Below are 26114 nucleotides of genomic sequence, written 5' to 3' on the forward strand. Positions count from 1 at the left end.
GGCCGCGTGCCCACCGCCACGGCCCGGCGGCCTTGGGGCCGCTCGCGCTTCGGCACATACTTGCGGCAGACCCACCGCCCGACGGTGACCGGCCCGAGGAATGAGGAGAGCGCATGACCTACGTGATTGCCCAGCCCTGCGTCGACGTCAAGGACAGGGCCTGTGTTGACGAGTGCCCCGTCGACTGCATCTACGAGGGCGAACGCACCCTCTACATCAACGCGGACGAGTGCGTCGACTGCGGTGCCTGCGAGCCCGTGTGCCCCACCGAGGCGATCTTCTACGAGGACGACGTCCCCGATGAGTGGGCCGACTACACGCGAGCCAACATCGACTTCTTCGAGCTCAAGGGCCTGGGCGCACCCGGTGGCGCCCAGCGCGTGGGCGCCCTCGACTACGACGACCCCATGATCGCGGCCCTGCCCCCGCAGAACGAGGAGTGGAAGGCCGCCAACGCCTAACCCCCACCCCCCTCTCTCCCCGCCCCCTCCCCGCGAGAACTGGTGTTGTTCCCGACCAGAACTGGTGTTGTTCCCGACCAGAACTGCGTCCCCCTCATCAGGATGGCGTACGACCGGGGAGGTGGAGCCGGGCTCCACAAGGTGCTGTTCTCACCGGGTCCCGCGGCGCTCCTGTGGATTCTCGCTAGTGGCGGCCCCGGCATCGCTCATGCTGGAAGGCATGAGAACTGCAGGACAACTCCGACGGCGAGCTGACGACGGCGATCTCGCGATCGAGGGCGGGCTCCTCGACGGGCACCTTGTTCGCGTCAAACGGAACGTCTACGTCGACGCGCCCGCCTCGCCGGGCACCTGGCTCGCCCGAGCCTCCCAGCACGACGCACTCGTCGAGGCGGTCCGCCGCGACGGGGACGACGGCGTCGTCGCGCTGGAGAGCGCTGTCATGCTTCACGGTGGCCGCGTGTGGGAGACCACGTCCTCCTTGCACCTCGTCGTCGGCTATCACTCCGAGGGCCTTCGCGCGGTGCACTTCTCAGAACACATCAGGGACCTGGGGCCAGCGGCGCGACGACGAGCGCTTCGCTCTCGCCCCGTCATCAGGCACTGCTGGCCGGTCGACGACGACGACGTCGTCATCATCGACGGCCTGAGAGTGACCAGCCTCGCACGGACAATGGAGGACTGCGCCCGATTCCTCCCGGCGGACGCCGCGATGGTCGCCGTCGACTCACTCCTCGCAATCGGAAGCGGGGCGTGCGCGCCGGGGGAGAGGGACGGGGCCGGTCGTCCCTGGGACCGGGCCGAGGAGATCAACACCGCCGCGAACGTACTGCGGGCAGAGGTCGCCCAGCGGCTCAAGGACCGACCACGTCAGAGAGGAGTCCGGCGGGCGCGGGCGGTGATCGCCGCGGGATCACCCTGGAGCCAGTCGGCGTACGAAACCGAGCTGCGCCGCCTGTGCCTCGTCAACGGTGTCGTGCCGCCGATGCCGCAGATGCCCGTTCGCACGCCGTGGGCGACGTACTTCATCGATCTCGGATGGTGGGGCTTGAGGAAGGGCGCTGAGGTTGACGGCGACGTCAAGCTTGAGGGGGACCCTGAGGCCGAGCTGGAGCGGCGTGCGGCGCGGGACCTCGATGTGCACGACATGGGTATCGACCTCGCGCACTTCACGACGGAGGACGTGCGCGACCCGGCGCGTGTGATGGAGAAGCTGGGAGTGCTGCTGCCGCCGTCGGCTTTCACGGCGGTTCCTGCGGAGAGCCTGCGTACTCCTTGGGAGCGGAGGAGTGTCGAGTGGTGACACCAGTTCTCGTGCGGAATGACACCAGTTCTCGTGGGGGATAACACCAGTTCTCGCGAGCGATAACACCAGTTCTCGCGGGGAGGGGGCGGGGAGAGAGGGGGGTGGGGACGGGGCGGTGGGACACAATCAGGCCATGACCTCCACGAACCCCGCGCTGCCCAGGCCGACGGCCCTGCCCGACTTCCCGTGGGACTCGCTCACGCCCTACCGCCGACGCGCCGCCGAGCACCCCGATGGCACCGTCGACCTGTCCATCGGCACCCCCGTCGACCCCACCCCCGAGATCGCCCGCCGGGCACTGGCCGCCGCCTCCGACGCACCCGGCTACCCGGTCGTCGTCGGCACCCCGGCCCTGCGGGAGGCGGCCATCGAGTGGTTCGCCCGCCGTCGCGGCGTCACGGGACTCGTCCCGGCCAAGGTCATCCCCACCATCGGCTCCAAGGAGGCCGTCGCCCTCCTGCCCGGCCACCTGGGTGTGCGCCCCGGCGACCTCGTCCTGCACCCCCGGGCCGCCTACCCCACCTACGACGTCGGCGCCCGGCTCGCCGGAGCCACCCCCGTGCCGGTCGACGTCGAGACCGACCCCGCCACCTGGCAGCTGCCCGACGGCGAGGTGGTCATGGTCTGGCTCAACAGCCCCGGCAACCCCGACGGCCACGTCCTCGGCGTCGAGCAGCTGGCCCGCATCGTCGCCTGGGCGCGTGCGCGCGGCGCCGTCGTCGTCAGCGACGAGTGCTACGCCGAGCTCGCCTGGGCCGAGCCCTGGGCCACCCGGGGCGTGCCCAGCCTCCTCGACGCGCGCGTGAGTGGCACCCTGCCCGACGGCGCCCCCGACCTCACGGGCCTCATCGCCCTGTACTCCCTGTCCAAGCAGTCCAACCTCGCCGGCTACCGCGCCGGCCTCATGGCCGGGGACGCGCGCCTGCTCGCTGCCGTCACCGAGGTGCGCAAGCACTCGGGCCTCATGGTGCCCGCCCCCGTCATGGCCGCCATGACCGCCGTCCTGGCCGACGACGCCCACGTGGACGCCCAGCGCGAGACCTACCGGCGCCGCCGCGCCATGCTGCTTGAGGCCACCCGCGCTGCGGGCCTGGTCAACGACGAGGACTCGGTTGCGGGCCTGTACCTGTGGCTGCGCGGCCCCGAGCGCATGAGCGCCTTCGACCTCGTGGGGGCCTTCGCCGAGCTGGGGATCGTCGTCGCCCCGGGTGACTTCTACGGCGAGGCCGGGGCCGGGCGCGTGCGCGTGAGCCTGACCGAGACCGACGAGCGTGTCGAAGCGGCCTGCCGACGCCTGGCCGACACCGACCTGTTTCAGACCTGAACCACTGAACTCCGGCACTGAGACACTCAAGCGCCGCTTGTGCCGCTACAGTGGCAGACGGCTCAGTCTCCCGATCTCACCCGGAGGAAGCATGACCGACCTCAACGACGCCGACGGCCCCGGCCTCCTCACCATCGAGGACACCACCCTCGAGCTGCCCCGCGTCCACGCCACGGAGGGCTCCGACGGCCTGGGGGTCGCCAAGCTCCTGGGCACCACCGGCATGGTCGCCCTGGACCCGGGCTTCACCAACACCGCCTCGACCACCTCGGAGATCACCTACATCGACGGCGAGGTCGGCATCCTGCGCTACCGCGGGTACCCCATCGCCGAGCTCGCCCGCTCCTCCACCTTCACGGAGGTCGCCTACCTGCTCATCAACGGCGAGCTGCCCGACGCCGAGACCTTCGAGCGTTTCAAGCGGCGCATCGCCCGACACCGCCTCCTGCACGAGGACTTCCGCTCCTTCTTCACCTCCTTCCCCTCCTCCGGGCATCCCATGGCGATCCTCCAGGCCGGTATCGCCGGCCTCGCCACCTACTACGAGGACACCCTCAACCCGCACGACCCCTACGAGCGCGAGCTCGCCACCGTGCTGCTGCTGAGCAAGGTGCCGACCATGGTGTCCTACATCGCCCGGCGTGCCATCGGCCTGCCACTGATGTACCCCGACCCGCGGCGCGGCTACGTCGAGGACTTCCTCCACATGACCTTCGGCATGCCCTACCAGAGCTTCGACATCGACCCGAGTGTCATTCGAGCCCTCGACATGCTTCTCATCCTCCACGCCGACCACGAGCAGAACTGCTCCACCTCCACCGTGCGCCTGGTCGGCTCCTCGGACGCCAACATGTACGCCTCCGTGGCGGCCGGCGTCGGCGCCCTGTCCGGACCGCTGCACGGCGGCGCCAACGAGGCCGTTCTGCGAATGCTCGACCGCATCCAGAACGACGGCATGACCACCGACGAGTTCGTCCGCAAGGTCAAGAACAAGGAGGACGGGGTGCGCCTCATGGGCTTCGGGCACCGCGTCTACAAGAGCTACGACCCGCGCGCCGCCCTCGTGAAGGCCACGGCCCACGACGTCCTGGCGCGCCTGGGCTCGGCCGACGGCGACCGCAAGCTCGAGATTGCCATGGAGCTGGAGGAGGTTGCCCTCAACGACGAGTACTTCGTCTCGCGCAACCTCTACCCGAACGTCGACTTCTACACCGGGCTCATCTACCAGGCGATGGGCTTCCCGACGACGATGTTCACCCCGCTGTTCGCGCTCGGCCGCCTGCCGGGCTGGATCGCCCAGTACCGCGAGATGATCTCCGACCCGGCCAAGCGCATCGGCCGCCCGCGCCAGGTCTACACCGGCCAGATCGAGCGGCACTACGTGGCCATGCACCGCCGCGAGCACGATACGCACGAGTACCCGACCTTCCGCACCGGACAGCACGAGATCGACCGCGTCACCCGCGTCTGACTGGCTTAGTCTGACGGGCTCAGTCGTCGCGTCGTCCCCCGACGGCGGCCGCGCGCAGCACCTCACGGTTGACGCGTGCGATCGCCTCCAAGGGGATGCCCGCCGGGCAGGTCGGCACGCACTCGCCGTACAGGGAGCACGGGCCGAAGGCGTCGTCGAGCACGCGGCTCATCTTGCGTGCCCGCCTGGCGCGCTCGCCGGAGGCGGCCGGGATGAGGGACAGGTGCGCAAGCTTCGCGCCGGCGAACAGCATGGCGGAGCCGTTCGGGCAGGCGGCCACGCAGGCCCCGCAGCCGATGCAGGCGGCGAAGTCGAGAGCCCTTTCCGCACGCGCGCGGGGCTGGAGCACGCTGTCGGCGTCCGGGGCGGTACCCGGGGCGACGTCCACCGTCCCGCCCGCCCGGATGAGCTCATCGAGCGCCGAGCGGTCGACGACGAGGTCGCGGATGACGGGGAAGGCGCCGGCGCGCAGCGGCTCCAGGCGCAGGTGAGTGACGCCGGGGAAGGCGCGCAGGTGCTGGCGGCAGGCGGGCGTGCGGTCCGAGGGGCCGTGCGGGCGGCCGTTGACGAGGAAGCCGCACATGCCGCACACGCCCTCGCGGCAATCGGACTCGAAGACCACCGGCTCGCGGCCCTCCTCGACCAGCGCGTCGTTGAGCCGGTCGAGCAGCTCGAGCAGGCTCATCTCCGCGGTGGCGTCATCAACCGTGTAGGACTCGAAGTGGCCCGGTGCGCGTGGCCCGTCCTGGCGCCAGATCTCCAGCTCGACCCTCATTGGTAGCTCCTCACCTGCATCGGGACCACAGAGAACGCAAGCCGCTCCGAACGCCGTACGTGCCGGCCGCCGTCGGACATCTGCCAGGCGGAGACGGTGCACCAGTGCTCGTCGTCGCGACGGGCCTCACCGCTCGCCTGGTACTCCTCGCGGAAGTGGGCGCCGGCGGACTCGCGCCTATCGAGGGCGTCGAGGACCATGAGCTCGGCCAGCTCGAGGAAGTCGGCGACGCGCAGCGCCTTCTCCAGCTCCTGGTTGAGGCGCCGGTCGTGGCCCATGACGGTGACGTCGCGCCAGAACTCCTCGCGCAGAGCCCGCACCTGTGCCAGGGCGTCGATGAGGCCCTGGCGGGTGCGCGAGACCCCGCAGCCGGCGTAGAGGATCTCCCCGAGCCGACGGTGGAACCACACGGGCCGGTGCGTGCCGCGGCAGGCGAGCAGGGCGTCGATGCGCTCGCGGGCCTGCGCGGCGGCGGCCAGCGCCTCGGGCGCGCCGGGATCGAGCGGCACTGTCCCGACCAGGCCCGCCAGGAAGTCCGGCACGGCCAGGGGGAGGGTGAACCAGCCGTCCACGCAGGCGCTCAGCAGCGAGTTCGCCCCCAGGCGGTTGGCACCGTGGTAGTTGTTCGAGGCCTCGCCGCCCACGAACAGGCCGGGGATGGTGGACATGTGGTTGAAGTCGACCCACAGGCCGCCCATCGTGAAGTGGGCGCCGGGTGCGATGCGCATGGGCACCTCGTAGGGGTCCTCGCCCGTGGCGTCGAGGTACATGGTGAAGAGGTTGCCGTAGCGCGAGGCGATGACCTCGCGCCCGACGCGCGCGATCGCGTCGCGGAAGTCGAGGTAGACGGAGTTCTTCAGCGGTCCGACGCCGTGCCCGGCCTCGATCTGCTCACGGGCGTTGCGCGAGGCGACGTCGCGCGGCGTGAGGTTGCCGAAGGCCGGGTACTTGCGCTCGAGGTAGTAGTCGCGCTCGTCCTCGGGGATGTCGTTGGCGGGGCGCGGGTCGCCCGGCGTCAGGGGCACCCAGATACGGCCGTCGTTGCGCAGGGACTCGCTCATGAGGGTCGTCTTGGACTGCCAGTGCGAGGAGACGGGCAGGGCCGTGGGGTGGAACTGCACGAGGGAGGGGCTGGCGAAGGCGGCGCCGCGCCGGTGCGCGCGCCACGTGGCCGAGGCGTTCGAGGCCATGGCGAGGGTCGAGTAGTGGTAGACGCTGCCGTAGCCGCCGGTGGCCAGGACGACGGCGTGGGCCGTGTGGACGCTGATCTCACCGGTGAGCAGGTCGCGCACGACGATGCCCTGGGCGCGGCCGTCGGCGACGACCAGGTCGAGCATCTCGGTGCGCGTGTGCATGTGGACGCGACCGGCGGCGATCTGCTCCTGGAGGGCCTGGGCGCAGGCGATCTCAAGCTGTTGGCCGGTCTCGCCGCGCGTGTAGTACGTGCGCGAGACCTGGACGCCGCCGAAGGAGCGGGTGGCGAGCCGCCCGCCGTACTCGCGGGCGAAGGGGGCGCCGATGGCGTCCATGTGGTCGATGACGCGCACGGACTCCTCGGCGAGGCGCACGACGTCGGCCTCACGGGCCCGGTAGTCGCCGCCCTTGATCGTGTCCTTGACGAAGCGGCGGAGGGTGTCGCCGTCGACCTGCCGGGCGCGGGCGGCGTTGATCCCGCCCTGGGCGGCGACGGAGTGGGCGCGGCGCGGGGAGTCGTGCAGGCTGAAGCACTCGACGCGGTAGCCCAGGCGCCCGAGGGTGGCCGCGGCGCCCGAGCCGGCCAGGCCCGTGCCGACGACGATGACGCTCATCTTGCGCCGGTTGGCGGGGCTGACGAGCCGGTAGTCGTCACGGCGCCGCTGCCAGGCCTGCTCCGGCGGACAGTCGGGCACGTGCGCGTCCAGGTCATCTCCGACGTCGTAAAGGCCGTCGACGGGGCCGGGGGGCGCACTCATGAGAGGACTCCTGTGAGAACGAGCAGCGGCAGGGCGCCGTTGGCCAGGGCGATCGCGAGGGCGAGCGCGACGGCGATGACGGCGAGGACGGTGCGCAGGCGGCGGCCGGTGGCGCCGAGGTCGTGGGCGACGCTCCACAGCCCTTGGGCCAGGTGGAGGCCGAGGACGAGCATGATGAGCGTGTAGAAGACCGCCATACCCGGGCGCGAGAGTGAGGCGAGAAGGTTCTCGTAGGCGTGGGCGGTGACCTGCCCGCCGCTGCGCGTGGCCTCCTCGAAGGAGGCGGGGGAGACGAGCCGGCCGATGGTGAGGTCGAGCAGGTGGACGGCGACGAAGACGAGGAGGAGGACCCCGGTGACGGTCATCGAGCTCGCGCCGAGCGCCGCGGGTCTGATGCCGCGGCGGCGGAAGGCGCCCCGGGCGCGCCGGCCTCGTAGCCGCAGCAGCAGGCCGCAGGCAACGTGCAGGAGCAGGCAGACGGCGAGGACCGCGCGCAGCGCCCACAGGAGGCCCTCGTGGGGGACGAGCGGGTAGCCGACGTCGCGCAGCCAGGCCGCGTAGGCGTTGTAGGCCTCGGCGCCCTGAAAGGCCTTGAGGTTGCCGATCATGTGGATGAGGACGAAGGCGCCCATGAGGGTGCCGGTCACGGCCATGATCGGTTTGAGGACGGCGTTGGGGACCCTACGGGCACCGCGTCGGACCGGGCGGGGGGCTGGTGCGTCGCCCAGTGGGTCGTGTGGTGTGGAGGCCGGTGTCATGAGCGTTCCTCAGGCTCGACAGGGTCCTCCACTATAACTTAGATCACACATTCCTGTGGGCAGTGTGAGTTCCGTGCCGTGGTGGCCCTTCCCGGTCTCGGGGTGGTGGTCTGGCTCAGACGGTGGGGAGGGCAATCTCCTTGCCGCCGCGCGACATGGCCTCGACCGCGCCGGACTGGGAGTTGCGGCGGAACAGGACGTTCGCGGCGCCCGACAGGGCCCGCGCCTCAACCACGCGCGGCTGGCGGAACTGCCCGTGCTGGCCCGGGACAACCCCACCCGAGGGCAGCAGCGCCACGCGCGTGTCCGCGGTGAGGTAGAGACCCGCCTCAACCACGCAGTTGTCCCCCAGCGGGATCCCCAGGCCCGAGCTGGCCCCCAGCAGGCAGCCCTCGCCTAGGCTCACCCGGTCCACGCCGGCGGTGGGCGCGGCCATCGTCGAGGCGCCGACGCCGATGTCCGAGCCCGCACCGATGATGACGCCCTGGGCGACGCGCCCCTCAATGAGGGAGCGGCCCAGGGTGCCCGCGTTGTAGCTGACGAGGCCGGACTGCGTGACAACCGTGCCCTCGGACAGGTAGGCGCCCAGGCGCACGCCCTCGGCGTCGCCCACGCGCACACCCGAAGGAATGACGTAGTCGAGCATGCGCGGGAAGCGGTCCACCGAGCGGACCGTCACCGGGTGGCCAAGCTTGGCCCGCAGGCGTGCACGCGTGGTCTCGAAGTCCTCGGCCGCACAGGGCCCCTCGCTCGTCCACACGACGTTGGCCAGGCGCGAGACGATCCCGTCGAGGTTGACGGTGCCGGGCAGCACGCGGCGGTGGGACAGCAGATGCAGGCGCAGGTAGGCGCCCGCCACCGTCTGGGGGGCGTCGTCCAGGTCCGACCACGTGCGCACGACGGTCGTGTGCACACCGCGGGCCTCGTCGCGCCGCTCCATGGCGGACAGGGTGGCGAGCAGGTCCGCGTGCCCGTCCTCGGGCTCGTCGCCCAGAATGGGCCGGGGATACCAGACGTCAAGGGTGTTGCCGTCATCGGTTACGGTAGCGAGGCCCAGGCCCCAGGCGCTGCGTGTCGTCATGGCTCACACGATACGGGAGGTCGTGGGGCCGTGGGGCTCCGATCCGGACGAGAGAGGATCGCACTTCCCGCCTCCGGTTCTTCGAGACGCACCCGGGGCGCCCATCCGGGCGTGAGAAGATCACGTCATGGAGAGCACGGCACGCACGACGATCCATCTCATGAGGCATGGCGAGGTCCACAACCCCGAGGGCGTCCTGTACGGGCGCATGCCCGGCTACCACTTGTCCGCACTGGGGCACCAGATGGCGGCCCAGGTCGCCGACGTCCTGTCCTCCTCCGGCCACGACCTCGCGGCCGTCATCACCTCCCCGCTCGAACGCGCCGTCGAGACCGGCGCCCCCACTGCCGCCGCCTTTGGCCTGACGGCCCAGACGGACGTGCGGCTCATCGAGGCGGACAACCACTTCGAGGGCGTGCCCGTCAACGCCAACCGGTGGGTCCTGGCCCACCCCGAGCACTGGCGCTACTACCTCAATCCCCTGCGCCCCTCCTGGGGTGAGCCCTACACCGAGCTCGTCGCCCGCGTCAGCGCCGTCGTACGCCAGGCCCGGGCGCGCTACGAGGGCCACGAGGTGCTGCTCGTCTCCCACCAGCTGCCCGTGTGGGCCACCCGCCTGTGGCTCGAGGGCCGCCCGCTTGCCCACGACCCGCGTCGGCGCGAGTGCTCGCTGGCCTCCCTGACCTCCCTCACCTTCGACGGCGCCACGCTCACGGGCCTGGCCTACTGGGAGCCTGCCGGTGACCTCCTGCGCCGCGCGCAGGACATGGTCCCCGGCACCTCAGCCGCTTCGGAGAAGCTGCCGGAGAGTCTCCTGGAGGAGGGCACCAGGTGACGCCTCCCGACGGCGAGGAGCCCGAGGCCCTGCTGCCGGGCGGGGAGCCACGGGGTGCGCTCGTGCCTGCCGGCCCCACCTCCCTGGCCGGGCGTCTCGAGCCCCGACGCCCGTGGACCGGCCAGGACTTCGTGTGGTGGCACACCGCAGGGGTCCTCAGCGCCATGCGCACGGGCCGACGGCCCAACCCGGTCTCGCCGATGGTGGACCCGGTGCGCCGAGCCTTCGCAGCCGACGAGGTCATGCTCGCCTCCTGCGACGCCGAGATGCTCGTCTACAGGCGCGGTGACGCGACCTACAACCCCTCGCGCGGCTTCTTCCTCGCCGGCGGGCCCGTGGGCCTGGCACTCACCGCCGCCTTCTTCGGCGGGCAGGCCTACCTCAACAACAAGCGCCGCAAGGCAGCGGAGGCCGACGCCGTCGAACGTTGGCGGCACCTGGCCGACGCGCGCCTGACGGTCTCAACCCACGGGATCTACATCGGCACCGGCGAGGGGATCATGCCGGTGGCCTTCCGCGACGTGCAGGAGGTGCTGCTCACCGGTACCGGTGAGGTGGTGATGGCGGCGGCCAACAGTGCCGGCTCGGCACGCTGGAAGCTGCGCGCGCAGTGGGCCGAGCTCATCCTCGTCCTGTGGTCCGCGCAGTACATGCCGGAGCACCCCCAGGTGGTGGGGCGCACGTGGCTGCCGCAGGACTGGTTCCTGCACGCGGCCGCGCACGGCTACGAGGTCTGAGTCCCCAGCCACCGGTCCCCGTCGGGTGAGTTCTGGGCCCGGGGGACACGGCGGTCAGTCGGCGTTGTTCCCGTTGTCGCCGTTGTCCCCGTCGCCGTCGTTGCCCGCGTCCTCCTGCTTGCGCCGCTTCCTGATGTCCCGATCCAGGTTGCGCAGGAACTCGGGGTCGTCGTCGGGCGCCACCGGCGTGGGCCGCTCGGGGCGGCGCAGGCGCGTGCCCTCACGCGAGGACCACACGGTCGGCTCGACGTAGCCCCCGCGCTCCTCAGCCGCCTTGACCCGGCTCGTGATGATCCAGGCGATCGGTCCGACGACCGTGATGACGACGATGATGATGATCCACAGGAACTTCGGCATCCTCGCCGGCATGTTCTCGTCCGGCGTGCGCGCGCAGTCCAGCAGCGAGTAGATCGTCAGGGCGATCACGAGGACGGTGAGCAACAGGCGCATGCCGCACACCCTAGCCGACGGCGGCCCCGCCCTCTCATGGGCTGACACGCCCGCTCGCTCCCGGCGCACAGCGTGTGCGACGCTGGGCCGGTGACCACCCGCCCCGTCCGTCAGGTCCTGCCACTCGTGGGCGGCACGCGCCCCGACGACGTCGCCCGCCTGCGCCGGGCCCTGGCTGAGGTGGTCGCCCGACCCGGGCCGCTCCTGCTGCCCGTGGCCCCCGGCGAGGACCCGGCCGCTGTCGTGACTTTGCTCGAGAACACGGCCCGCCCCGACCTGGCCGAGCGCGCCGACGTCGTCCTGCGCACCTCGGGCTCAACCACCGGCACCGCCAGCCTCATCGCCATGAGCGCCGGGGCGCTGCTCGCCTCAGCGCGTGCTACCCACACCCGCCTGGGGGGACCCGGCAGCTGGGTCCTGGCTCTGCCCGCCCATCACGTCGCCGGCCTGCAGGTGCTTCTGCGCTCCGTCGTCGCGGGCACCCCTACCCTCGTGCTCGACACCTCGGCGGGCTTCGACCCCGAGGCCCTGGCCGACCTGCTGATGGGGGCGGGCGCGCGGGGCGACGGCGGAGCGCGCCTGTACCTGTCCCTCGTGCCCACCCAGCTGCGCCGCTGCCTCGACAGTCCCCGGGCCAGCAGCGCCCTGGCGTGCTGCGCGGCCGTCCTCGTCGGCGGGGCCGCCACCGAGCAGAGCCTGCTCGCCCGGGCCCGCGCCGTCGGCGCCCCAGTGGTCACCACCTACGGGATGAGTGAGACCGGCGGCGGCTGCGTCTACGACGGCGTCGCGCTCGACGGCGTGGGCGTGCGCATCGAGAATCCCGACGCCGACGGCGTGGGCCGCGTGGTCCTCACCGGCCCCGTGCTCGCCGAGGGCTACCTCCACGCCCCGGCCGACGCCACCACCTCCTTCCGTCCCTCCTGTGCTGGGGCGCCGCACGCGGTCCTCACGGCCGACCGTGGCCGCCTGACGGGTGGGCGCCTCGCCGTCCTCGGGCGCCTCGACGACGTCATCGTCACCGGCGGCGTCAAGGTCGAGCCGCGCGAGGTCGAGGAAGTGATGACGCGCCTGCCGGGCGTGGCCCAGGCCTGCGTCGTCGGCGTGCCCGACGAGCAGTGGGGCAGCGCCATCGTCGCCGTCATCGTCGCCCGGGACGGGCAGGGACTGGCGGCCGAAGCCCTGCGCGACGCCGCCCGTGAGCGTCTCGACGGGGCCCACGCGCCCAAGGAGGTCGTCGTCGTCGACGCCCTGCCCGCGAGGGGACCCGGCAAGACGGACCGGCGTGAGGTCGCCCGGCTGGCGGCACGGGCGCTCGCGCAGGGCCGACCGTGAGCGCGGCCCGTGGGCCCGCCCCGCCGCCCCGTGAGCGCCGGCCGCCTGTGAGCGCCCACCCAGCGTGCCCGCCTTGTTAGGCTCCGGCCAGCCACGCCGAGGAGAGGAACGCCGTGACCCAGCCCGCAGACCCCGCCGCCCGCGTCCCGGGCCAGCCCGGCGCGACGAGCTGGGCGGAGGTGGTGCGTCTGCGCACCCTGCCCGCCGCCGTCGCCCCGGTCATCCTCGGCGCAGGGGCCGCGGTGGCCCTGGGCTCCTTCTCCCTGCCGCGCACCCTGCTTGCGGCGGGCGTCGCCCTGGCCCTGCAGATCGGCAGCAACCTCGCCAACGACTACTCCGACGGCGTGCGCGGCACCGACGACGAGCGCACCGGTCCGCCCCGCCTCACCGCCAGCGGGCTGGTCAAGCCGTCGAGCGTCAAACGTGCGGCCTTCGGGTGCTTCGGCGTCGCCGCGCTGCTGGGGCTCGTCGTCGTCCTGCTAACCCAGCAGTGGTGGCTCATTCTCGCCGGCGTCGCGGCCGTGGCCGCCGCCTGGTTCTACACGGGCGGGCCGCGTCCCTACGGCTACGCGGGGCTGGGGGAGGTCTTCGTCTTCGTCTTCTTCGGCCTCATGGCCACCTGCGGCACCGCGTACATCCAGGGCGGTTCGGTGCCCGGCTGGGTGTGGGTGGCGGCCTGCGGCATCGGGCTCATCGCCTGCTCCCTGCTCATGGTCAACAACCTGCGCGACATCGACACCGACCCGGCCCACGGCAAGCGGACGCTCGCCGTGCGCCTGGGTGATGCGCGGGCGCGGAGCGTCTTCGTGGCGATGGTGTACCTGCCGGTGGCGCTGGGGGTGGGCGCGGTGGCCTGGGCCCTGCTGGCGCGCGGCGGCTGGGACGAGGTCTCGCTGGGCGTTGCGGCGCTCGTCCTGCTCGTGCCGCTGATCATCCTGTCCTGGGCGGCCCACCGGGTGGTGGGGCCCGTCGTCGTCGGCGCCACTGGCCGCGACCTCATCCCGGTGCTGCGCAACGCCGGGTTCTACGAGCTGGTCTACGGGGTCGTCATCGCGCTCGGGCTCGTCGGAGCCTTCTGAGGGCGGCCCCTTCCGAAACGACGGCGCCCGCCCCTTGTGAGGGCGGGCGCCTGTGCGCTGGTGCGAGGGCTCAGCGGGTGGCCGCGGCCAGCGGGACCTCGGCGTCGGGCTCGTGGGTGATGCGGTTGCGGATGTCACGGCGCACGATCTCGATGGACCACAGCCAGATGATGTGTCCCCAGAACTCGGAGAAGTGCTCGGACCAGCTCTGCGGGCCGTACTGGTTGACGCCCTCGAGGGCGACGTCGGCCCACGGGAAGGGGTTGGGGGCCCAGCCCAGCAGCGGCATGAAGATGACGTGCGCGAAGACGTAGACGGCGATGCCGAAGACGGCGCCCTGCCACATCTTGATCCTCGGGAAGTACTCGGCGCCCACGCAGTAGATGAGCGCGAAGACGATCGCGAAGCTGAAGTGGACGATGAAGGACATGATCGGCAGCTCGGTGTGGGAGAAGGACACCGTGGCGTGCGACTGGTCGTGGCTCATGCCGAACCACTCGAGCATGGCCTGGGGCGGGTTGGTGATCTGGCGCTCGGGTGTGCGCGGCGGGAAGGGGACCTCCCAGCCGAACTTGACGATCGCGGAGAAGAAACCGCCGATGATGCCGACGATGACGGCGGCCTTGAGACGGCGGCGTGAGGGCTCAGTGGAGCCGAGGAGCGTGGTGAGCCAAGCGGGCACGAGGAACCTCCGGGCGGGGGACCAGCGCGGGTGCTGGTGAGGGGACGGTGCTGCGGATGCGGCACGCGTCGGGTCCCTTGAACCCTTTCATGGTGTGACGGGCGGGGAAAGAGCTCTCGGCGTGAGTTCTGTCAAACGTACGTCATGCGTCCTGGCGTGGCCCCTGGTCGCGTTCTTGGGGGCCGGCACCCGGGCTGAGGCGGCCGCCGCGTGCGACCGGTCCTGGAAGATCTGAAGGACGAGCGTCGCGGCTGCCGCGGACACGACGATCTCGTCTGGGACCTTGTCCGGGCAGGTGAACGCCCGGCGGCCGAGCCTGCCGGAGACCACTGGCGTCTCCGGGTCCCGGGACTTGACGCAACACCCCGCCGAGCTCCTCGCTTTGCTCTCGAACGTACAGTGAATCGCCGTCTCGAGAGCAAACCGAGGAGTTCGAGGCCGGGGCGGGTGGGTCAGAAGTAGTACGGGTAGGGCGACCAGTCGGGCTCGCGGCGCTGGAGGAAGGCGTCGCGGCCCTCAACCGCCTCGTCCGTCATGTACGCCAGGCGCGTCGCCTCCCCGGCGAAGACCTGCTGGCCCGCCATGCCGTCGTCGGCCAGGTTGAAGGCGAGCTTGAGCATACGGATCGCCTGCGGGGACTTCGAGGCCACCGTGGCCGCGTACTCCAGGGCCCGCTCCTCGAGCTCGGCGTGCGGCACGGCCTCATTGACCACGCCCCAGCGCTCGGCCTGCTTGGCGCCGTAGGTGCGCGCCAGGAAGAAGATCTCCCGGGCGCGCTTGTCGCCCACCTGCCGGGCCAGCAGGGCGGAGCCGTAGCCGGCGTCGAAGGAGCCGACGTTGGCGTCCGTCTGCTTGAAGCGCGCGTGCTCGAGCGAGGCGAGCGACAGGTCGCACACGACGTTGAGGGAGTGCCCGCCGCCGGCGGCCCAGCCGGAGACAACCGCGATGACGACCTTCGGCATGGTGCGGATGAGCCGCTGGACTTCCAGGATGTGTAGGCGCCCGGCTCGGGCGGCGTCGACGCGCGACTGGCGGGCCGAGACCTCCTCGTCATGCGAGCCGGCCTGCGCACGGTCGGCCTGGCTGCCCGCCTCGAGCGTCTCGTAGTGGTAGCCGTCGCGTCCCCGGATGCGCTGGTCCCCGCCGGAACAGAACCCCCATCCGCCATCCTTGGGGGAGGGGCCGTTGCCGGTGAGGATGACGGCGCCGACGTCCCCGCTCATCCGGGCGTGGTCGAGCACCCGGTAGAGCTCGTCCACGGTGTGCGGGCGGAAGGCGTTGCGCAGCTCGGGCCGGTCGAGGGCCACGCGCACCACCGGCAGGTCGCGCAGCCACACGCCGTCGGCATCGCGCTCACAGCCACGGTGGTAGGTGACGTCGGTGAGCGCGCCCGGGCCGTCGCCGCGGTTGGCGAAGCCGACGACGTCGCGCCAGCGGAGGGGGTCGAAGACCTCCGAGACCCGCTGCGGCAGCGGGTGGGGCGACGGTGCGTTGGGAGAGGAGGCGCTCATGCGCACAGGGTAGGGGCTACGCGGACTACGGACGAGAGCCGCGTTGCGAGCGGGTGGTCATCGGGTGCTGATAATCGGTGGGCTGTGGGTGGCGTCCGCCAACCGCCGACGTCAGGCTAAACATATAGATGTTTGTAAAGCTGAGCGGGTTGGATGGCGTCCGGGTGGGGTTGTGTGTGAGCCTGACTGTCGGCCGGGGCCTGGTTGAAACGCGGGCAAAGACCGGGTGGAAGTATGGGCCGTGGGTGTGTGAACCGTCTTCCGGGGAGAGCCTTGACGTTCCGGACGATACATGTATATCTTTGGGGGGCGGCGACGTGCGATCGTCGCTCGCGATCACGCTGGTTCTCGGTCGGCAGAGTCAATGAAGATCCGACTGACAAGAAGGAACGATTATGAATGATGAACGTGTCGTGCAGCGAGGCACGGCGACGAAGAGCGTCGCTGTGTTGGGCAGCAGTGGTGGGAACTTGCGCAGCCACGGCGGCAACGACCCTCAGAAGCTCATTGCAGATGTGCGCCGACAACTGGGGGCGGCCGGCATGTCACTGACGGAGGTGCAGTTCGTGTCGGCGCACACCTCAATGGATGGGGTGTCCGACTCCGTTCCGGCGGAACTGTGGTCATTGGTCGAAGGCGAGCCGGTGGTGGTCACCAGTGGGCCATTGGCCGAGGTCAATAACGCGGCGCGCAAGGCGGATCAGGAGATTGCGCGCAGGATACGTGCTGGAGAGATCGATGGGCTGATCCTCATGAGCGCGGACCCCACCGACACGAATTCAGATGCGGTTGCCGCGGCGGCGGAACGCCGCATCCCCGCCGCAGGCACTGGCGGAACCTCGGTCGCACGAGCTCAGCAACTCGGGGTCAACATGGTTGCCTCATCGGGTACCACGGGCACCACCTCGACGACCCGTGCCGTGGCATACGTCTCGGGGCTGGCCCGACACTGGGGGATCAAATACAAGCCTGTCCTGGGTGGTTCCAACTCCAACTCGAGCCGTGAAGAAGCGGCGGGCGAGATGGCATGGCGCCGCATCTCTATCCGCGGCATCATGGTGGGAAGCATCCCGGCCTTCATTGCGCTTGCTCTGGTCCTGGCGGCCAGTAAGATTCCGGGGCTGTACGGACTGACTGAGGTCTTTGACGTCCTCATAGCCGGCTTGCCGATCGTAGTCGCTGCAGTGGCCGCTCGTGAGATCTCGGCTCTCAACGAGGTGGGACTGGTGGCGGGCGCCGTCACCGGTGTCTTGGCGGCCAAGGGTGGCCTACTCGGCGGACTGGTTGCCGGGATCTTGGCAGGACTCATTGCGGCCTGGCTCATCCGCTGGACGTTGTCGCATCGTTTCCCGGCGACGACAGCGAATATCGTCACCGGCGCGCTCTCCGCGCTGCTGCCGGGGCTGCTCGTCTACTACCTGCTCGCCCCAGTCACCAGTTGGCTCGGAGACGGAGTGAAGACCGGTATTGAGACGGCTCTCGAATTCAGCCCGATTCTGGCGGGGGCACTGGCCGGCGCTGCCATGTGGTTCGCCATCATTGGCGGTGTATATCACTCGGTCATTCTGCCTCTGGTGCTACTCGAAATGGGGGAGAAGGGGCACAGCTTCTTCGGTGCGATCGACATGGTCGCTCTGGTGATGGTGAGTTTAGGTATCACTCTGGCCAACGTGGTCAAACCGCGCACGAGTGGTGAACGCGCCCTCGCTGGCGCAGGTGCCACGGTGAACTTCTTCTTCGGTACGTTTGTCGAGGCGTCATACCCCTTCATGTTCGGTGACAAGCGTGTCTTTGCCGCTGCGGTGGGAGCGGCCGCTGCGGGAGGCGCTGTGGTGGGCATAGCCGGCGTGGAGGCAACCGCATACTTGCCCGCAGTCATGGCGCCGTTCATCGCGACCAATGCCGCAGGAATGGTGGTCTCCATGCTGACCTCATTGGTTCTGGCTTTCGTTTTGACATACCTCATCAACATCTACGCCATGCGAAAAATCAGTCTCACAACCGTTTGACATCAATATTCAACGTCGGCCCCGATCGTTGAAGGGGACCGTTTTCGAGTACAGTGACATGAAGAAAGGATACTCTGATGGTTATGTTCCAAGTGGCCGACATGGATCGGCGTCGCAAGCACGCGATTGCCAAGGTTCATGAGGCGATCGCAGCACACGGAGGAACCACCCTGCTAAGCACGGGCATCACCGCTGACGATGCACGTCTCGCCAAGGCGGTCATAAACGCGGGGGTGAGGCTGCTCGAGCCCAACCATCCTGCAATAGCCCTTGCCCGCGGAATCCACGGCGTCATGGACATGCACACCGCCGAGACCGTGCGTCACGAGTTGACCCTCGATGAAATAAAGCGTGTGGTAAAAGGCATTCGTGCCGTTGCCGGGCCAGATGTGTTCATCACGGTCGGAATTCCAGGCGGCTTCACCGAGCGGCAACCCGTGTCCTTGTCCGACACGGACTTCTATGACATCGCCAGGGCGGGCGCAGACGGCCTACACACGCACAAGGCCAGCATGCCCGATCTCGAGGAATGGGTAGATACGGCCCACCGATACGGACTGACTGTCGACGCCTACATTGCACACCCCGAAGACCGACATCCGTTCGGGATCCCGGCCGCCACACCCGAGGAAGTCGCGCACGTCGCCAAGCGCATGCAGGACATCGGAGTCGACATGATCGGTCTGATGACTGGGATGTCATACGGAGGGGCGGCGGCAGGAGAGATCCATCCACGGGTGCGGGAACGTCTTGCGGCGCTCGTTGAGAACGTCTCCGTGCCGACCTTGGCTGAAGGAGGGATCAATGTTGAGAACTTCCAGGCGTTCCGCGGTACAGGTGTTGGCATCATTGTGGTGGGAACGTCGTTCGATGACGTAGCGCGGGCTGCGGTGGCGGACGCCGCAACGAAGTATATTTCTTCCGGCTCGTCCGAGTCCATCCGGGCTCGCTGAGCTCTGTCTGCCCGTAGCGCCCGAGGTCGACAGGCCTCGGGCGCTTGACCATCCGACGACCTCGTATGCGATGCTGTGTGGAGGAGTATGTCCGCACGTGACGTCTGGTGCGGCTCGCAGACGCCGGATGCGGCACCGTACCGGATCAAGGAGGTCAGGGATGGCGCGGCGCGCAGGAGCAAGGATCCCGCTGTATGAGCAGGTGTACACGGTGATCCGCGCTCGTATCGAGTCGCGTGAGTGGCCTCCTGGATTTCAACTGCCCATCGAGCCCGAACTTGCGGCCGAGTTCGGGGTAAGTCGTGGTACGGCCCGCCAAGCGGTGACTCGTTTGGTCAACGAGCAGTTGGTGGATCGCTCGGCTGGACGAGGGACCTTCGTTGCGGAACGGCGCCCACTGTCGTACCCGGTAAACGAGTTGCTCGGATTCACACGACTGATCGAGGCGAGCGGACGCAGACCGAGTTCTGAGGTGGTTGATATCTCCATAGTTGAACGGTCATGCGCGCCGCAGGAGTTTGGTTTTTCGGCAGGAGTGCGTCGCTTGGTGTCGATCAAACGTGTCAGGCTCGCGGACGATGTCCCAGTCGCCCTTGAGCATCTGTACCTGCCCTGGCCGCGCTTCGCGGGGGTGAGAGATATCGACCTGACAGCCACTGGCATCTACGATGCATTGGAACAAGACTTTGGCGTCGAACTGCAACTAGGCGACTTCAATCTGGAAATTGCGGACCTCACTGAGCGGCAGGCCAACCTATTGGACGAGAAGGTCGGAACACCGGTCTTCCTGATGCGTGGAGGAGTCACAGATGCTGAGGGGACTATGATCGTCGGTGTGAGTTGTTACTATCGCCGTGATTCGTTCACCTTCAACTTCTCGATGCCCCGACGTGGACAGCATGATCGCGACGAGTCCACGGGTTCGATCACGGAGCCCATGCCGTCCTTAACTGTTTCCATGCCCGCCTAGCGGAGAGGCACTGTTACCCCGGGGCGCAGGCCCCTTCAATGTTCCCAGAATGGCGGTCATCCAGGGAACGGGCGTCAGCGCGGCCGTGCGCAAGCTGATGTTGTCGAGGATCGCAAGCGCGATCACTAAAAGCGTGAATACGTGGCAAAGCGGCTCTTCCCCATTGAGGGTGTGGGTGGGGTCTGAGTCCTCCGGTCTCTAGTTGTGCTTTCTTTGGGGTTGTGAACGGGTTGGGTGGAGGCCTGCTGGGCGGGATGCGGGGTTGACGCCCACGTGCGGTCTGAGGAGGCCTTCATGGCGCATGCTGGCGCACCTTTGACGCCTGAGGGGCGTCGTCGTCTTGCCCGCCTGGGGGGCGTCGTCGTCTTGCCCGCCTGGCGGTGGAGGGCTGGTCCATGGGTCGGGCGGCTGAGTGCTTGCGGGTCTGGCCGGCGACGGTCGGCCGGCGGCTGGGGGTGCTACCGGGCCCCGGTGCGCTGTGTGGAGCGCCATTGATCAGTTCCGGACCACGTTCGGTCGTTTGGACCACGTTCGGTCGTTTGGACCACCCCAGACGCGTCCGTAGGTGGTCCGAACAACGGCAGGTGGTCCAAGATGGCAGCAAGTGGTCCACACTAACTGTGCTTCCTCGGGACAAGACCCCTGCCTACCACCAGCACGCCCCCGCGTGAGCGAGAGGGGGGCGCTGGCGGGCCTGGCCCACCACTTGCGACCGCGCGGCGCAGCACCGCACCCACCGGCCACGGCCAAGCCCCGAGCCAAGCCGACGCCGTGGCCCTGCGTCGGCCCCAAAAGGGACGGCCCCCTTACGCAGGCCCTGGCCCAGGCCCTGAACCCACTGTCACAAGGGCCAAGCCCATCCGCAACCGCGCCCACCTCGACACCCACAGCCCTGGCAGAACCTGGACGATCTGGACGACGCCCGTGACCGCCACCACCCAGCGGGCCCCACTGGGCGGGCACCACCCGCCCCCACCCCACCACCGCCACGCTGCACCCCCGCCCGGGCACAACAGCACCCTCCAACCAGCCACCAACACCCCCAACACCAACACACCCACCACCAACCACCCCCAACCAGCAACCACCGGCACCAGACAAACCAGCCCCCACCAAACCCGGAGCCTGACACAACTAGAGACCAGAGGACTCAAACCCCACCCACACCCCCAAATGGGATGAGCCGGCAAAGCTCCCAACCAGTATCGTTACCGTTCTCCCCCTGGGTTAGCCTGAGGGCTATGACACTCATGACGCAGAGTCCAGACGCCGTCGACCCCACTGCCCGCGAGGTCATCCCCGCTCAGGCGGGAGGCGGTCTCGTCGCCTCCGAGATGGGGCGCCTGCGCGAGGTCATCGTCCACCGGCCCGGCGCCGAGATCGCCCGCCTGACCCCCATCAACGCGGACTCGCTCCTGTTCGACGACGCCCTCAGTGTGCGCCGCGCCCAGGCCGAGCACGACGCCTTCACCGCGATCCTGCGTGCCGAGGGCATCATCACCCACGACTTCCGCGACCTGCTCACCGAGACCCTGGCCCACCCGGAGGCCCGCGCCCTCGTCCTCGAGGAGGCCGTCGGGCCCCAGACGGTGGGCGTGTCCACCTCCGAGGTCCTCACCGACTACCTCCAGGGCCTGGGCGACGCCGAGCTCGCCGAGGTTCTCCTGGCCGGCATCACCCGCGACGAGCTGCGTCATCATCTCGACGCCGCCGACGCCCGCACCCTGTTCCACACGACCTTCCTGTCCACCCTCGAGGGGCAGTTCGTCATCACCCCGCTGCCCAACCACCTGTTCACGCGCGACGCCTCCGCCTGGCTCTACGGTGGCTGCCACGTCAACACGATGGCGCTGGCCTCCCGCCATCGCGAGGCCGTCAACTACGAGGCCGTCTACCGCTTCCACCCGGCCTTCGCGGACCGCGGCCTGCTGTGGACCCAGCCGCACGGAACCAGTCCGGCCACCACCGAGGGCGGCGACTTCCTGGTCCTGGGCAACCGGACACTCATCATGGGGCTGTCCCACCGCTCCACGGCCGCCGGTGTCGAGCGCCTGGCCACACGGCTGTTCGACGACGGCGTCGCCGACCGCGTCATCGGCGTCCACATGCCTGACCGCGCCTTCTACACCGAGCTCGACGCCGTCATGCACCTGGACACCCTCATGACGATGGTCGCCCCGGACACCTGCTTGCGCTTCGCGGGCTTCAGTGACGTCACGACCGTCGAGATCGAGCCCGGTGCCGCTCACAGCTCGTCCAAGGGCTCGGCGCTGCGCGTGACGGTCCACGACGGCGATGAGATGGACCAGGTGCTGGCGCGCGCTGCCGGCATCGATGGCCTGCGCGTCATCAGCCCGGACATGACCGACGAGGCTGAGGCCCTGCGCGAGCTGGCTCGTGACTCCTGCAACGTCATCGCCATCGCCCCGAACCGGGTCATTGGTTACGCGCACAACGAGCGGGCCAACGACGCGCTGCGGCGCGCGGGGGTGGAGGTGATCGAGACGCCGGGCGTTGAGCTCGTGCGCGGGCGCGGTGGCGCGCACTGCATGACCTGCCCCGTCACCCGCGACGCGGTTTGAAGCACCGACGAGGGCGGGGCGCTACCGAGCGCCACCGGGGCCACCGGGGGCGCGCTACCTTCTGAAAGCGCACCCCCTGAGGGCACAAAACGGCCTCCGGGCGGGTTGGTCACACTGACCAACCCGCCCGGAGGCCGTCATGTCACTTGCCGTCGCTCATCGCGGTCTCGTCGTCCATGGCGTCGTGGCCCATCATGGTCTCGTCGTCCATGGCGTCGTGGCCCATCATGGTCTCCTCGGACGTGGCGTCGTCGCTCATCATCGTCTCGTCAGACATGGCGTCGTCGGACGAGCCGCAGGCGGCCAGCCCCAGGCCGGCAACGAGGCAGAGGGTGGCGGCAAGGGTTCGGGTCATCACGGTGGTGCGGCGCATGAGGTGCTCCTGGTCTGTTGGGATATGACGCGCCCGGGTTGGCGCGCTCTCATGACGTCATTCGGAGCGGGTCGCGGGCTGGATCGACGCACAGTACGTGATCTATGCCACTGGTGGATTCTGGTGGCAGGACCGATCCGACGGGACGGTGACACCGAACCGAAGACAGGCGGGACACCCAGTCCCCGCCCGGAAAGGAACCCTCATGGTGAGCCTCGCCCTTATCGGTGTGCTCGGCGGCTTCATCACCGCCATCTCCCCGTGCATCCTCCCCGTGCTGCCCGTCATCCTCGTCGCAGGTGGCACTGGCGGCAGCGTCGGGAGCGTGATGACCCGCCAGGACGACGGCGAGGCCCCCGCACCACCCTCCCTGTCCCACCGCGCCCGCCCGTACCTCGTCGTCGGCGGCCTGGTGCTGTCCTTCACCTTCTTCACCCTCCTGGGCGCCACCATCCTCAGCGCCCTCCACCTGCCCCAGGACATCGTCCGCTGGGTCGGCATTGTGCTGCTGGCGCTCATCGGCGTCGCCATGATCATGCCCCGCCTCATGGAGATCCTGGAGCGCCCCTTCGCCCGCTTCCAGCAGCTGGGGTCCGCTAACCCGGACAACGGCTTCCTCCTGGGCCTCGTGCTCGGCGCCGCCTACGTCCCCTGCGCCGGACCGGTGCTCGCAGCCGTCTCCGTCGCCGGGTCCACCGGCCGCATCGGCACCGACACTGTCGTCCTGGCCGTCTCCTTCGGCCTGGGCACGGCCGTGCCCCTGCTCGCCTTCGCCCTGGCAGGCCGCGGCGTCGCCGAGCGCGTGCGCGCCTTCCGCACCCGCCAGCACGTCATCCGCGTGACCTCGGGTGTGCTCATGATCGCCCTGGCCCTCGGGCTGGCCTTCAACCTGCCCGCGGTCATCCAGCGCGCCCTGCCCGACTACACCGCCTCCGTGCAGGAGCAGCTCGACGAGGCGCTCAACGGCAACGACGTCCGTGGCTGCGTGCCGGGTGCTGACCGCCTGGCCGACTGCGGCCCCCTGCCCGAGGTGACGGGCGTGACCGCCTGGCTCAACACGCCCGACGAGCAGCCCCTGACTGAGGAGGAGCGCGCCGGCAAGGTCACGCTCATCGACTTTTACGCCTACTCCTGCATCAACTGCCAGCGCTCCGCCCCCGGCATCGAGCGCCTGTACGAGACCTACCGTGACGCGGGGCTGCAGGTCATCGGTGTGCACTCGCCCGAGTACGCCTTCGAGCGCGACGTCAACAACGTCCGTGAGGGAACCAAGACCCTCGGCATCACCTACCCGGTCGCCGTCGACTCAGACCTGTCCACCTGGTACTCCTTCGACAACCACTACTGGCCCGCCCACTACCTGGCCGACGCCCAGGGCACCCTGCGCCAGGTCTCCTACGGCGAGGGCCGCCAGGCCACCCTCGAGCAGCTCATCCGCCAGCTCCTGATCGAAGCGGACCCGAATGTCACGCTCCCCGAGCCGATCTTCACCTCCGACGCCACGGGGCTGGAGGCGCGCACCCCGGAGACCTACCTTGGGGCCAACCGCGCCGAGCGCTTCGTCGGCGGTGAGCTGACCAAGGGCACGAACACCTACAGCCTCCCCCAGAGCCAGCCCACGGACACCTTCTCGCTCGGGGGCACCTGGAACGTGACGGGCGAGTCCATCAGCCCCGAGGGCGGCGCCGGTCAGCTGCGCCTGTCCTGGCGCGGCAAGCAGGTCCAGCTTGTGGTCTCCGGCACGGGCATGCTGCGCTGGAGCGTCAACGGCGAGAAGCACGAGCAGATGGTCGACGGCGTGCCCAACGGCATCGTGCTGGTGGATGTGCCCGAGACCGCCGCCGGCGTGCTCGACATCGAGGTGGACGAGGGCCTGGAGCTGTACTCCTTCACCTTCGGGTGAAGGAGTTGCGGGGCCGTACCATCCTCCTGTGGATCGTCATGAGGAGCTCGAGATCGACGCGGCACTGCTGGAGGCCGTCGCGATGCGGGACGAGGACGCCTTCGCGCGCCTGTACGACCGCTGGGCCGGCAGGTTGCTCGCCCTCATCGTGCACGTCCTGGTGGACCCGGCCCAGAGCGAGGAGGTCCTGCAGGAGGTCATGCTGGAGATCTGGAATGACGCCGACGGCTTCGACCGCGCCAGGGGCTCCGCCCGCGGATGGATGGCGGTACGGGCCAGACGACGCGCGGTGGACCGGGTGCGCCAGTCCCAGGCGGCGCGCGACCGCGAGCAGCGTTGGCACGCCGTCATGCCGGACGCGGACGTCACCGCCCAGCAGGTGGAGGACGTCGTCGAGGCCGAGGAGGTGCGCTCCGCACTCGCGAGAGTGGGGGAGCCGCACCGCTCGACCCTCCTGGCCGCCTACGTCGGTGGCCTCACACACGCGCAGATCGCACACCACACGGGTGTGCCGCTAGGAACGGTCAAGTCCCGGATTCGCGACGGCGTCGCCAAGCTCCGTCGGGAGATGGGACTGCTGGAGGAGCAGATGACGGGTGCCGGCACCGGCCGGCGGGGCCACGAGCCCCTGGCCCTCAGCCACGATCAGCAGGAGGTGGGACGATGACACGGGCAGGCGATGAGGCTGCCTACGTGCTGCCAGGCACGTGGGACGAGACCGACGGCGACGCCCAGCTGGACCCTGAGGCGCTGGGCGCGCTCATGGCGGCCCTGCGGCCCGTTGCCCCCTCGGCGGGGCTGAGGCAGGCCGTGCTCTCACAGGTGGCCTCCGCGGCCGCCGACGAGAGCGGGGCTGAGCAGGTCGGGCCTGAGGCTCAGGTCGGAACCGAGGAACGGGCCGACACGAGCGGGTCCTCAGCGGACGCCGTCGTCGTTCCACTGCGTCGCCGGGACCGTACCTCTGGCACGTGGTCCGGCTGGCGGCTGGCGGGTATGCGCGCAGCCGCAGTGGTCGCCCTCGTGGGCGTGGGAATCGGCGTCGGCCGTTGGAGCGCCATGGACTCGATGGCACCCACCGAGCACTTCGCCCACCTCAACCAGGCCCAGGACGTGCAGCGGGTGACCGACACGATGCCGGACGGGCACATCGCCACCCTCACATGGTCGCGGGACATGAGCATGACGGCGCTGGCGCTGCCGGAGGAGATGATGGCGACCTCGCAGGGGCACAGCCTGCAGGTGTGGCTCGTCAAGGACGGCGTGACGACCTCGCTGGGCCTGTACGACCCCAGCGGCGGCAGGGGATTCACCTTCATCGACCTCATGCCGCAGGAGGGCGAGAGGGTTGTCATCACCCAGGAGCCGGTGGGCGGCTCCTCGCAGCCGACCGGGGAGCCGCTGGTGACCTTCGACGTCAACGCCGACGGCACGACCACGCGCGCCACGCCGACGCCCTCGGGCTCCGAGGCCTGAGGCCGTCCGAGGGGCGTGGCATCGCTCGACTGTGACGGGGACGGCGTCAACACCGGTTGACGGGTAGTCTTCATCCCGCTACGGTGGCAGCGGTAGC

Annotated in this window: 23 protein-coding genes; 15 read left to right on the forward strand and 8 right to left on the reverse strand. The window is 69.7% G+C overall.

Features of this window, described 5'->3' with window-relative positions:
• Positions 1 to 113: 113 nt before the first annotated feature.
• From fdxA to ID810_RS01770, 4 genes are all read left to right on the forward strand, one after another.
• Entirely contained in the window at positions 114 to 461 is a 348-nt protein-coding gene (gene fdxA, locus ID810_RS01755; RefSeq protein ID WP_166856398.1) for a ferredoxin, read from the forward strand.
• 208 nt (positions 462 to 669) lie between these two features.
• Positions 670 to 1764, forward strand: a complete 1095-nt coding sequence (locus tag ID810_RS01760; RefSeq protein ID WP_167202857.1) for a hypothetical protein — start codon at positions 670 to 672, stop codon at positions 1762 to 1764.
• A gap of 136 nt (positions 1765 to 1900) precedes the next feature.
• On the forward strand, positions 1901 to 3091 hold the full coding sequence (dapC, locus tag ID810_RS01765) for a succinyldiaminopimelate transaminase (RefSeq protein ID WP_166856396.1): 1191 nt from the start codon (positions 1901 to 1903) through the stop codon (positions 3089 to 3091).
• Between the two features lie 91 nt (positions 3092 to 3182).
• Positions 3183 to 4562 carry a citrate synthase gene (locus ID810_RS01770; protein ID WP_166856395.1) on the forward strand — a complete coding sequence of 460 codons (1380 nt, stop codon included), beginning with the start codon at positions 3183 to 3185 and terminating at the stop codon, positions 4560 to 4562.
• A 19-nt stretch (positions 4563 to 4581) separates the two neighbouring features.
• On the opposite strand, the gene ID810_RS01775 is transcribed toward ID810_RS01770, so the two are convergent.
• From ID810_RS01775 to ID810_RS01790, 4 genes are all read right to left on the reverse strand, one after another.
• Positions 4582 to 5337: a succinate dehydrogenase/fumarate reductase iron-sulfur subunit gene (locus ID810_RS01775; RefSeq protein ID WP_166856393.1), complete on the reverse strand. Its 756-nt coding sequence runs from the start codon at positions 5335 to 5337 to the stop codon at positions 4582 to 4584.
• A complete protein-coding gene (locus ID810_RS01780; protein ID WP_166856391.1) occupies positions 5334 to 7289 on the reverse strand; it encodes a fumarate reductase/succinate dehydrogenase flavoprotein subunit in 1956 nt (651 codons plus the stop codon). The genes ID810_RS01775 and ID810_RS01780 overlap by 4 nt, the downstream gene beginning before the upstream one ends.
• A complete protein-coding gene (locus ID810_RS01785; protein ID WP_166856503.1) occupies positions 7286 to 7942 on the reverse strand; it encodes a succinate dehydrogenase cytochrome b subunit in 657 nt (218 codons plus the stop codon). The genes ID810_RS01780 and ID810_RS01785 overlap by 4 nt, the downstream gene beginning before the upstream one ends.
• A 220-nt stretch (positions 7943 to 8162) precedes the next feature.
• Positions 8163 to 9128, reverse strand: a complete 966-nt coding sequence (locus tag ID810_RS01790; protein ID WP_166856389.1) for a DapH/DapD/GlmU-related protein — start codon at positions 9126 to 9128, stop codon at positions 8163 to 8165.
• A gap of 127 nt (positions 9129 to 9255) precedes the next feature.
• Here ID810_RS01790 and ID810_RS01795 point away from each other — a divergent pair, with 127 nt between their 5' ends.
• On the forward strand, positions 9256 to 9963 hold the full coding sequence (locus ID810_RS01795; protein WP_235931602.1) for a histidine phosphatase family protein: 708 nt from the start codon (positions 9256 to 9258) through the stop codon (positions 9961 to 9963).
• Positions 9960 to 10700 carry a hypothetical protein gene (locus tag ID810_RS01800; RefSeq protein WP_166856387.1) on the forward strand — a complete coding sequence of 247 codons (741 nt, stop codon included), beginning with the start codon at positions 9960 to 9962 and terminating at the stop codon, positions 10698 to 10700. The genes ID810_RS01795 and ID810_RS01800 overlap by 4 nt, the downstream gene beginning before the upstream one ends.
• A 54-nt stretch (positions 10701 to 10754) precedes the next feature.
• Here the strand turns inward: ID810_RS01800 and ID810_RS01805 are convergent, their stop codons facing one another.
• On the reverse strand, positions 10755 to 11150 hold the full coding sequence (locus ID810_RS01805) for a PLDc N-terminal domain-containing protein (protein ID WP_166856384.1): 396 nt from the start codon (positions 11148 to 11150) through the stop codon (positions 10755 to 10757).
• Positions 11151 to 11240: 90 nt separating this feature from the next.
• Here ID810_RS01805 and ID810_RS01810 point away from each other — a divergent pair, with 90 nt between their 5' ends.
• Together ID810_RS01810 and ID810_RS01815 are read left to right on the forward strand one after the other, a co-directional pair.
• Positions 11241 to 12482: an AMP-binding enzyme gene (locus ID810_RS01810; protein WP_166856382.1), complete on the forward strand. Its 1242-nt coding sequence runs from the start codon at positions 11241 to 11243 to the stop codon at positions 12480 to 12482.
• Between the two features lie 113 nt (positions 12483 to 12595).
• Complete coding sequence (locus ID810_RS01815) at positions 12596 to 13561, forward strand: 1,4-dihydroxy-2-naphthoate polyprenyltransferase (protein WP_235931604.1); 966 nt, start codon at positions 12596 to 12598, stop codon at positions 13559 to 13561.
• Positions 13562 to 13631: 70 nt separating this feature from the next.
• On the opposite strand, the gene ID810_RS01820 is transcribed toward ID810_RS01815, so the two are convergent.
• Positions 13632 to 14243: a YagU family protein gene (locus ID810_RS01820; protein WP_166856380.1), complete on the reverse strand. Its 612-nt coding sequence runs from the start codon at positions 14241 to 14243 to the stop codon at positions 13632 to 13634.
• Between the two features lie 452 nt (positions 14244 to 14695).
• Positions 14696 to 15754 carry a 1,4-dihydroxy-2-naphthoyl-CoA synthase gene (locus ID810_RS01825; protein ID WP_166856378.1) on the reverse strand — a complete coding sequence of 353 codons (1059 nt, stop codon included), beginning with the start codon at positions 15752 to 15754 and terminating at the stop codon, positions 14696 to 14698.
• Positions 15755 to 16149: 395 nt separating this feature from the next.
• On the opposite strand from ID810_RS01825, the gene ID810_RS01830 reads away from it, so the two are divergent.
• From ID810_RS01830 to ID810_RS01845, 4 genes are all read left to right on the forward strand, one after another.
• The gene (locus ID810_RS01830; protein ID WP_166856376.1) at positions 16150 to 17763 is read left to right on the forward strand and encodes a PTS sugar transporter; all 1614 of its coding nucleotides are present in this window, start codon (positions 16150 to 16152) and stop codon (positions 17761 to 17763) included.
• Between the two features lie 77 nt (positions 17764 to 17840).
• The gene (locus ID810_RS01835; RefSeq protein WP_196781516.1) at positions 17841 to 18716 is read left to right on the forward strand and encodes a hypothetical protein; all 876 of its coding nucleotides are present in this window, start codon (positions 17841 to 17843) and stop codon (positions 18714 to 18716) included.
• A gap of 160 nt (positions 18717 to 18876) precedes the next feature.
• Positions 18877 to 19686 (forward strand): GntR family transcriptional regulator, encoded by an 810-nt coding sequence (locus ID810_RS01840; RefSeq protein WP_166856374.1) that lies wholly within the window; start codon positions 18877 to 18879, stop codon positions 19684 to 19686.
• Between the two features lie 1241 nt (positions 19687 to 20927).
• Positions 20928 to 22268: an arginine deiminase gene (locus ID810_RS01845; protein ID WP_413227883.1), complete on the forward strand. Its 1341-nt coding sequence runs from the start codon at positions 20928 to 20930 to the stop codon at positions 22266 to 22268.
• Positions 22269 to 22410: 142 nt separating this feature from the next.
• Here ID810_RS01845 and ID810_RS01850 read toward each other — a convergent pair whose 3' ends face one another.
• On the reverse strand, positions 22411 to 22641 hold the full coding sequence (locus ID810_RS01850) for a hypothetical protein (protein ID WP_166856370.1): 231 nt from the start codon (positions 22639 to 22641) through the stop codon (positions 22411 to 22413).
• Between the two features lie 205 nt (positions 22642 to 22846).
• On the opposite strand from ID810_RS01850, the gene ID810_RS01855 reads away from it, so the two are divergent.
• From ID810_RS01855 to ID810_RS01865, 3 genes are all read left to right on the forward strand, one after another.
• Positions 22847 to 24544, forward strand: a complete 1698-nt coding sequence (locus ID810_RS01855; RefSeq protein ID WP_166856368.1) for a cytochrome c biogenesis protein CcdA — start codon at positions 22847 to 22849, stop codon at positions 24542 to 24544.
• A gap of 82 nt (positions 24545 to 24626) precedes the next feature.
• Entirely contained in the window at positions 24627 to 25211 is a 585-nt protein-coding gene (locus ID810_RS01860) for a sigma-70 family RNA polymerase sigma factor (RefSeq protein WP_235931571.1), read from the forward strand.
• Positions 25208 to 26017 (forward strand): anti-sigma factor, encoded by an 810-nt coding sequence (locus ID810_RS01865; RefSeq protein WP_166856365.1) that lies wholly within the window; start codon positions 25208 to 25210, stop codon positions 26015 to 26017. The genes ID810_RS01860 and ID810_RS01865 overlap by 4 nt, the downstream gene beginning before the upstream one ends.
• Positions 26018 to 26114 lie beyond the last annotated feature (97 nt).

Origin of the sequence: Actinomyces respiraculi (genome assembly GCF_014595995.2) — a bacterium.
GTDB classification, from domain to species: domain Bacteria; phylum Actinomycetota; class Actinomycetes; order Actinomycetales; family Actinomycetaceae; genus Actinomyces; species Actinomyces respiraculi.

Excerpts from the sequence above, each read along its gene's own strand:
- fdxA (WP_166856398.1), top strand. The coding sequence starts at position 114 with ATGACCTACGTGATTGCCCAGCCCTGCGTCGACGTCAAGGACAGGGCC.
- ID810_RS01760 (WP_167202857.1), top strand. The coding sequence starts at position 670 with ATGCTGGAAGGCATGAGAACTGCAGGACAACTCCGACGGCGAGCTGAC.
- dapC (WP_166856396.1), top strand. The coding sequence starts at position 1,901 with ATGACCTCCACGAACCCCGCGCTGCCCAGGCCGACGGCCCTGCCCGAC.
- ID810_RS01770 (WP_166856395.1), top strand. The coding sequence starts at position 3,183 with ATGACCGACCTCAACGACGCCGACGGCCCCGGCCTCCTCACCATCGAG.
- ID810_RS01775 (WP_166856393.1), bottom strand. The coding sequence starts at position 5,337 with ATGAGGGTCGAGCTGGAGATCTGGCGCCAGGACGGGCCACGCGCACCG.
- ID810_RS01780 (WP_166856391.1), bottom strand. The coding sequence starts at position 7,289 with ATGAGTGCGCCCCCCGGCCCCGTCGACGGCCTTTACGACGTCGGAGAT.
- ID810_RS01785 (WP_166856503.1), bottom strand. The coding sequence starts at position 7,942 with ATGGCCGTGACCGGCACCCTCATGGGCGCCTTCGTCCTCATCCACATG.
- ID810_RS01790 (WP_166856389.1), bottom strand. The coding sequence starts at position 9,128 with ATGACGACACGCAGCGCCTGGGGCCTGGGCCTCGCTACCGTAACCGAT.
- ID810_RS01795 (WP_235931602.1), top strand. The coding sequence starts at position 9,256 with ATGGAGAGCACGGCACGCACGACGATCCATCTCATGAGGCATGGCGAG.
- ID810_RS01805 (WP_166856384.1), bottom strand. The coding sequence starts at position 11,150 with ATGCGCCTGTTGCTCACCGTCCTCGTGATCGCCCTGACGATCTACTCG.
- ID810_RS01825 (WP_166856378.1), bottom strand. The coding sequence starts at position 15,754 with ATGAGCGCCTCCTCTCCCAACGCACCGTCGCCCCACCCGCTGCCGCAG.
- ID810_RS01830 (WP_166856376.1), top strand. The coding sequence starts at position 16,150 with ATGAATGATGAACGTGTCGTGCAGCGAGGCACGGCGACGAAGAGCGTC.
- ID810_RS01835 (WP_196781516.1), top strand. The coding sequence starts at position 17,841 with ATGGTTATGTTCCAAGTGGCCGACATGGATCGGCGTCGCAAGCACGCG.
- ID810_RS01840 (WP_166856374.1), top strand. The coding sequence starts at position 18,877 with ATGGCGCGGCGCGCAGGAGCAAGGATCCCGCTGTATGAGCAGGTGTAC.
- ID810_RS01845 (WP_413227883.1), top strand. The coding sequence starts at position 20,928 with ATGACACTCATGACGCAGAGTCCAGACGCCGTCGACCCCACTGCCCGC.
- ID810_RS01850 (WP_166856370.1), bottom strand. The coding sequence starts at position 22,641 with ATGCGCCGCACCACCGTGATGACCCGAACCCTTGCCGCCACCCTCTGC.
- ID810_RS01855 (WP_166856368.1), top strand. The coding sequence starts at position 22,847 with ATGGTGAGCCTCGCCCTTATCGGTGTGCTCGGCGGCTTCATCACCGCC.
- ID810_RS01860 (WP_235931571.1), top strand. The coding sequence starts at position 24,627 with ATGCGGGACGAGGACGCCTTCGCGCGCCTGTACGACCGCTGGGCCGGC.
- ID810_RS01865 (WP_166856365.1), top strand. The coding sequence starts at position 25,208 with ATGACACGGGCAGGCGATGAGGCTGCCTACGTGCTGCCAGGCACGTGG.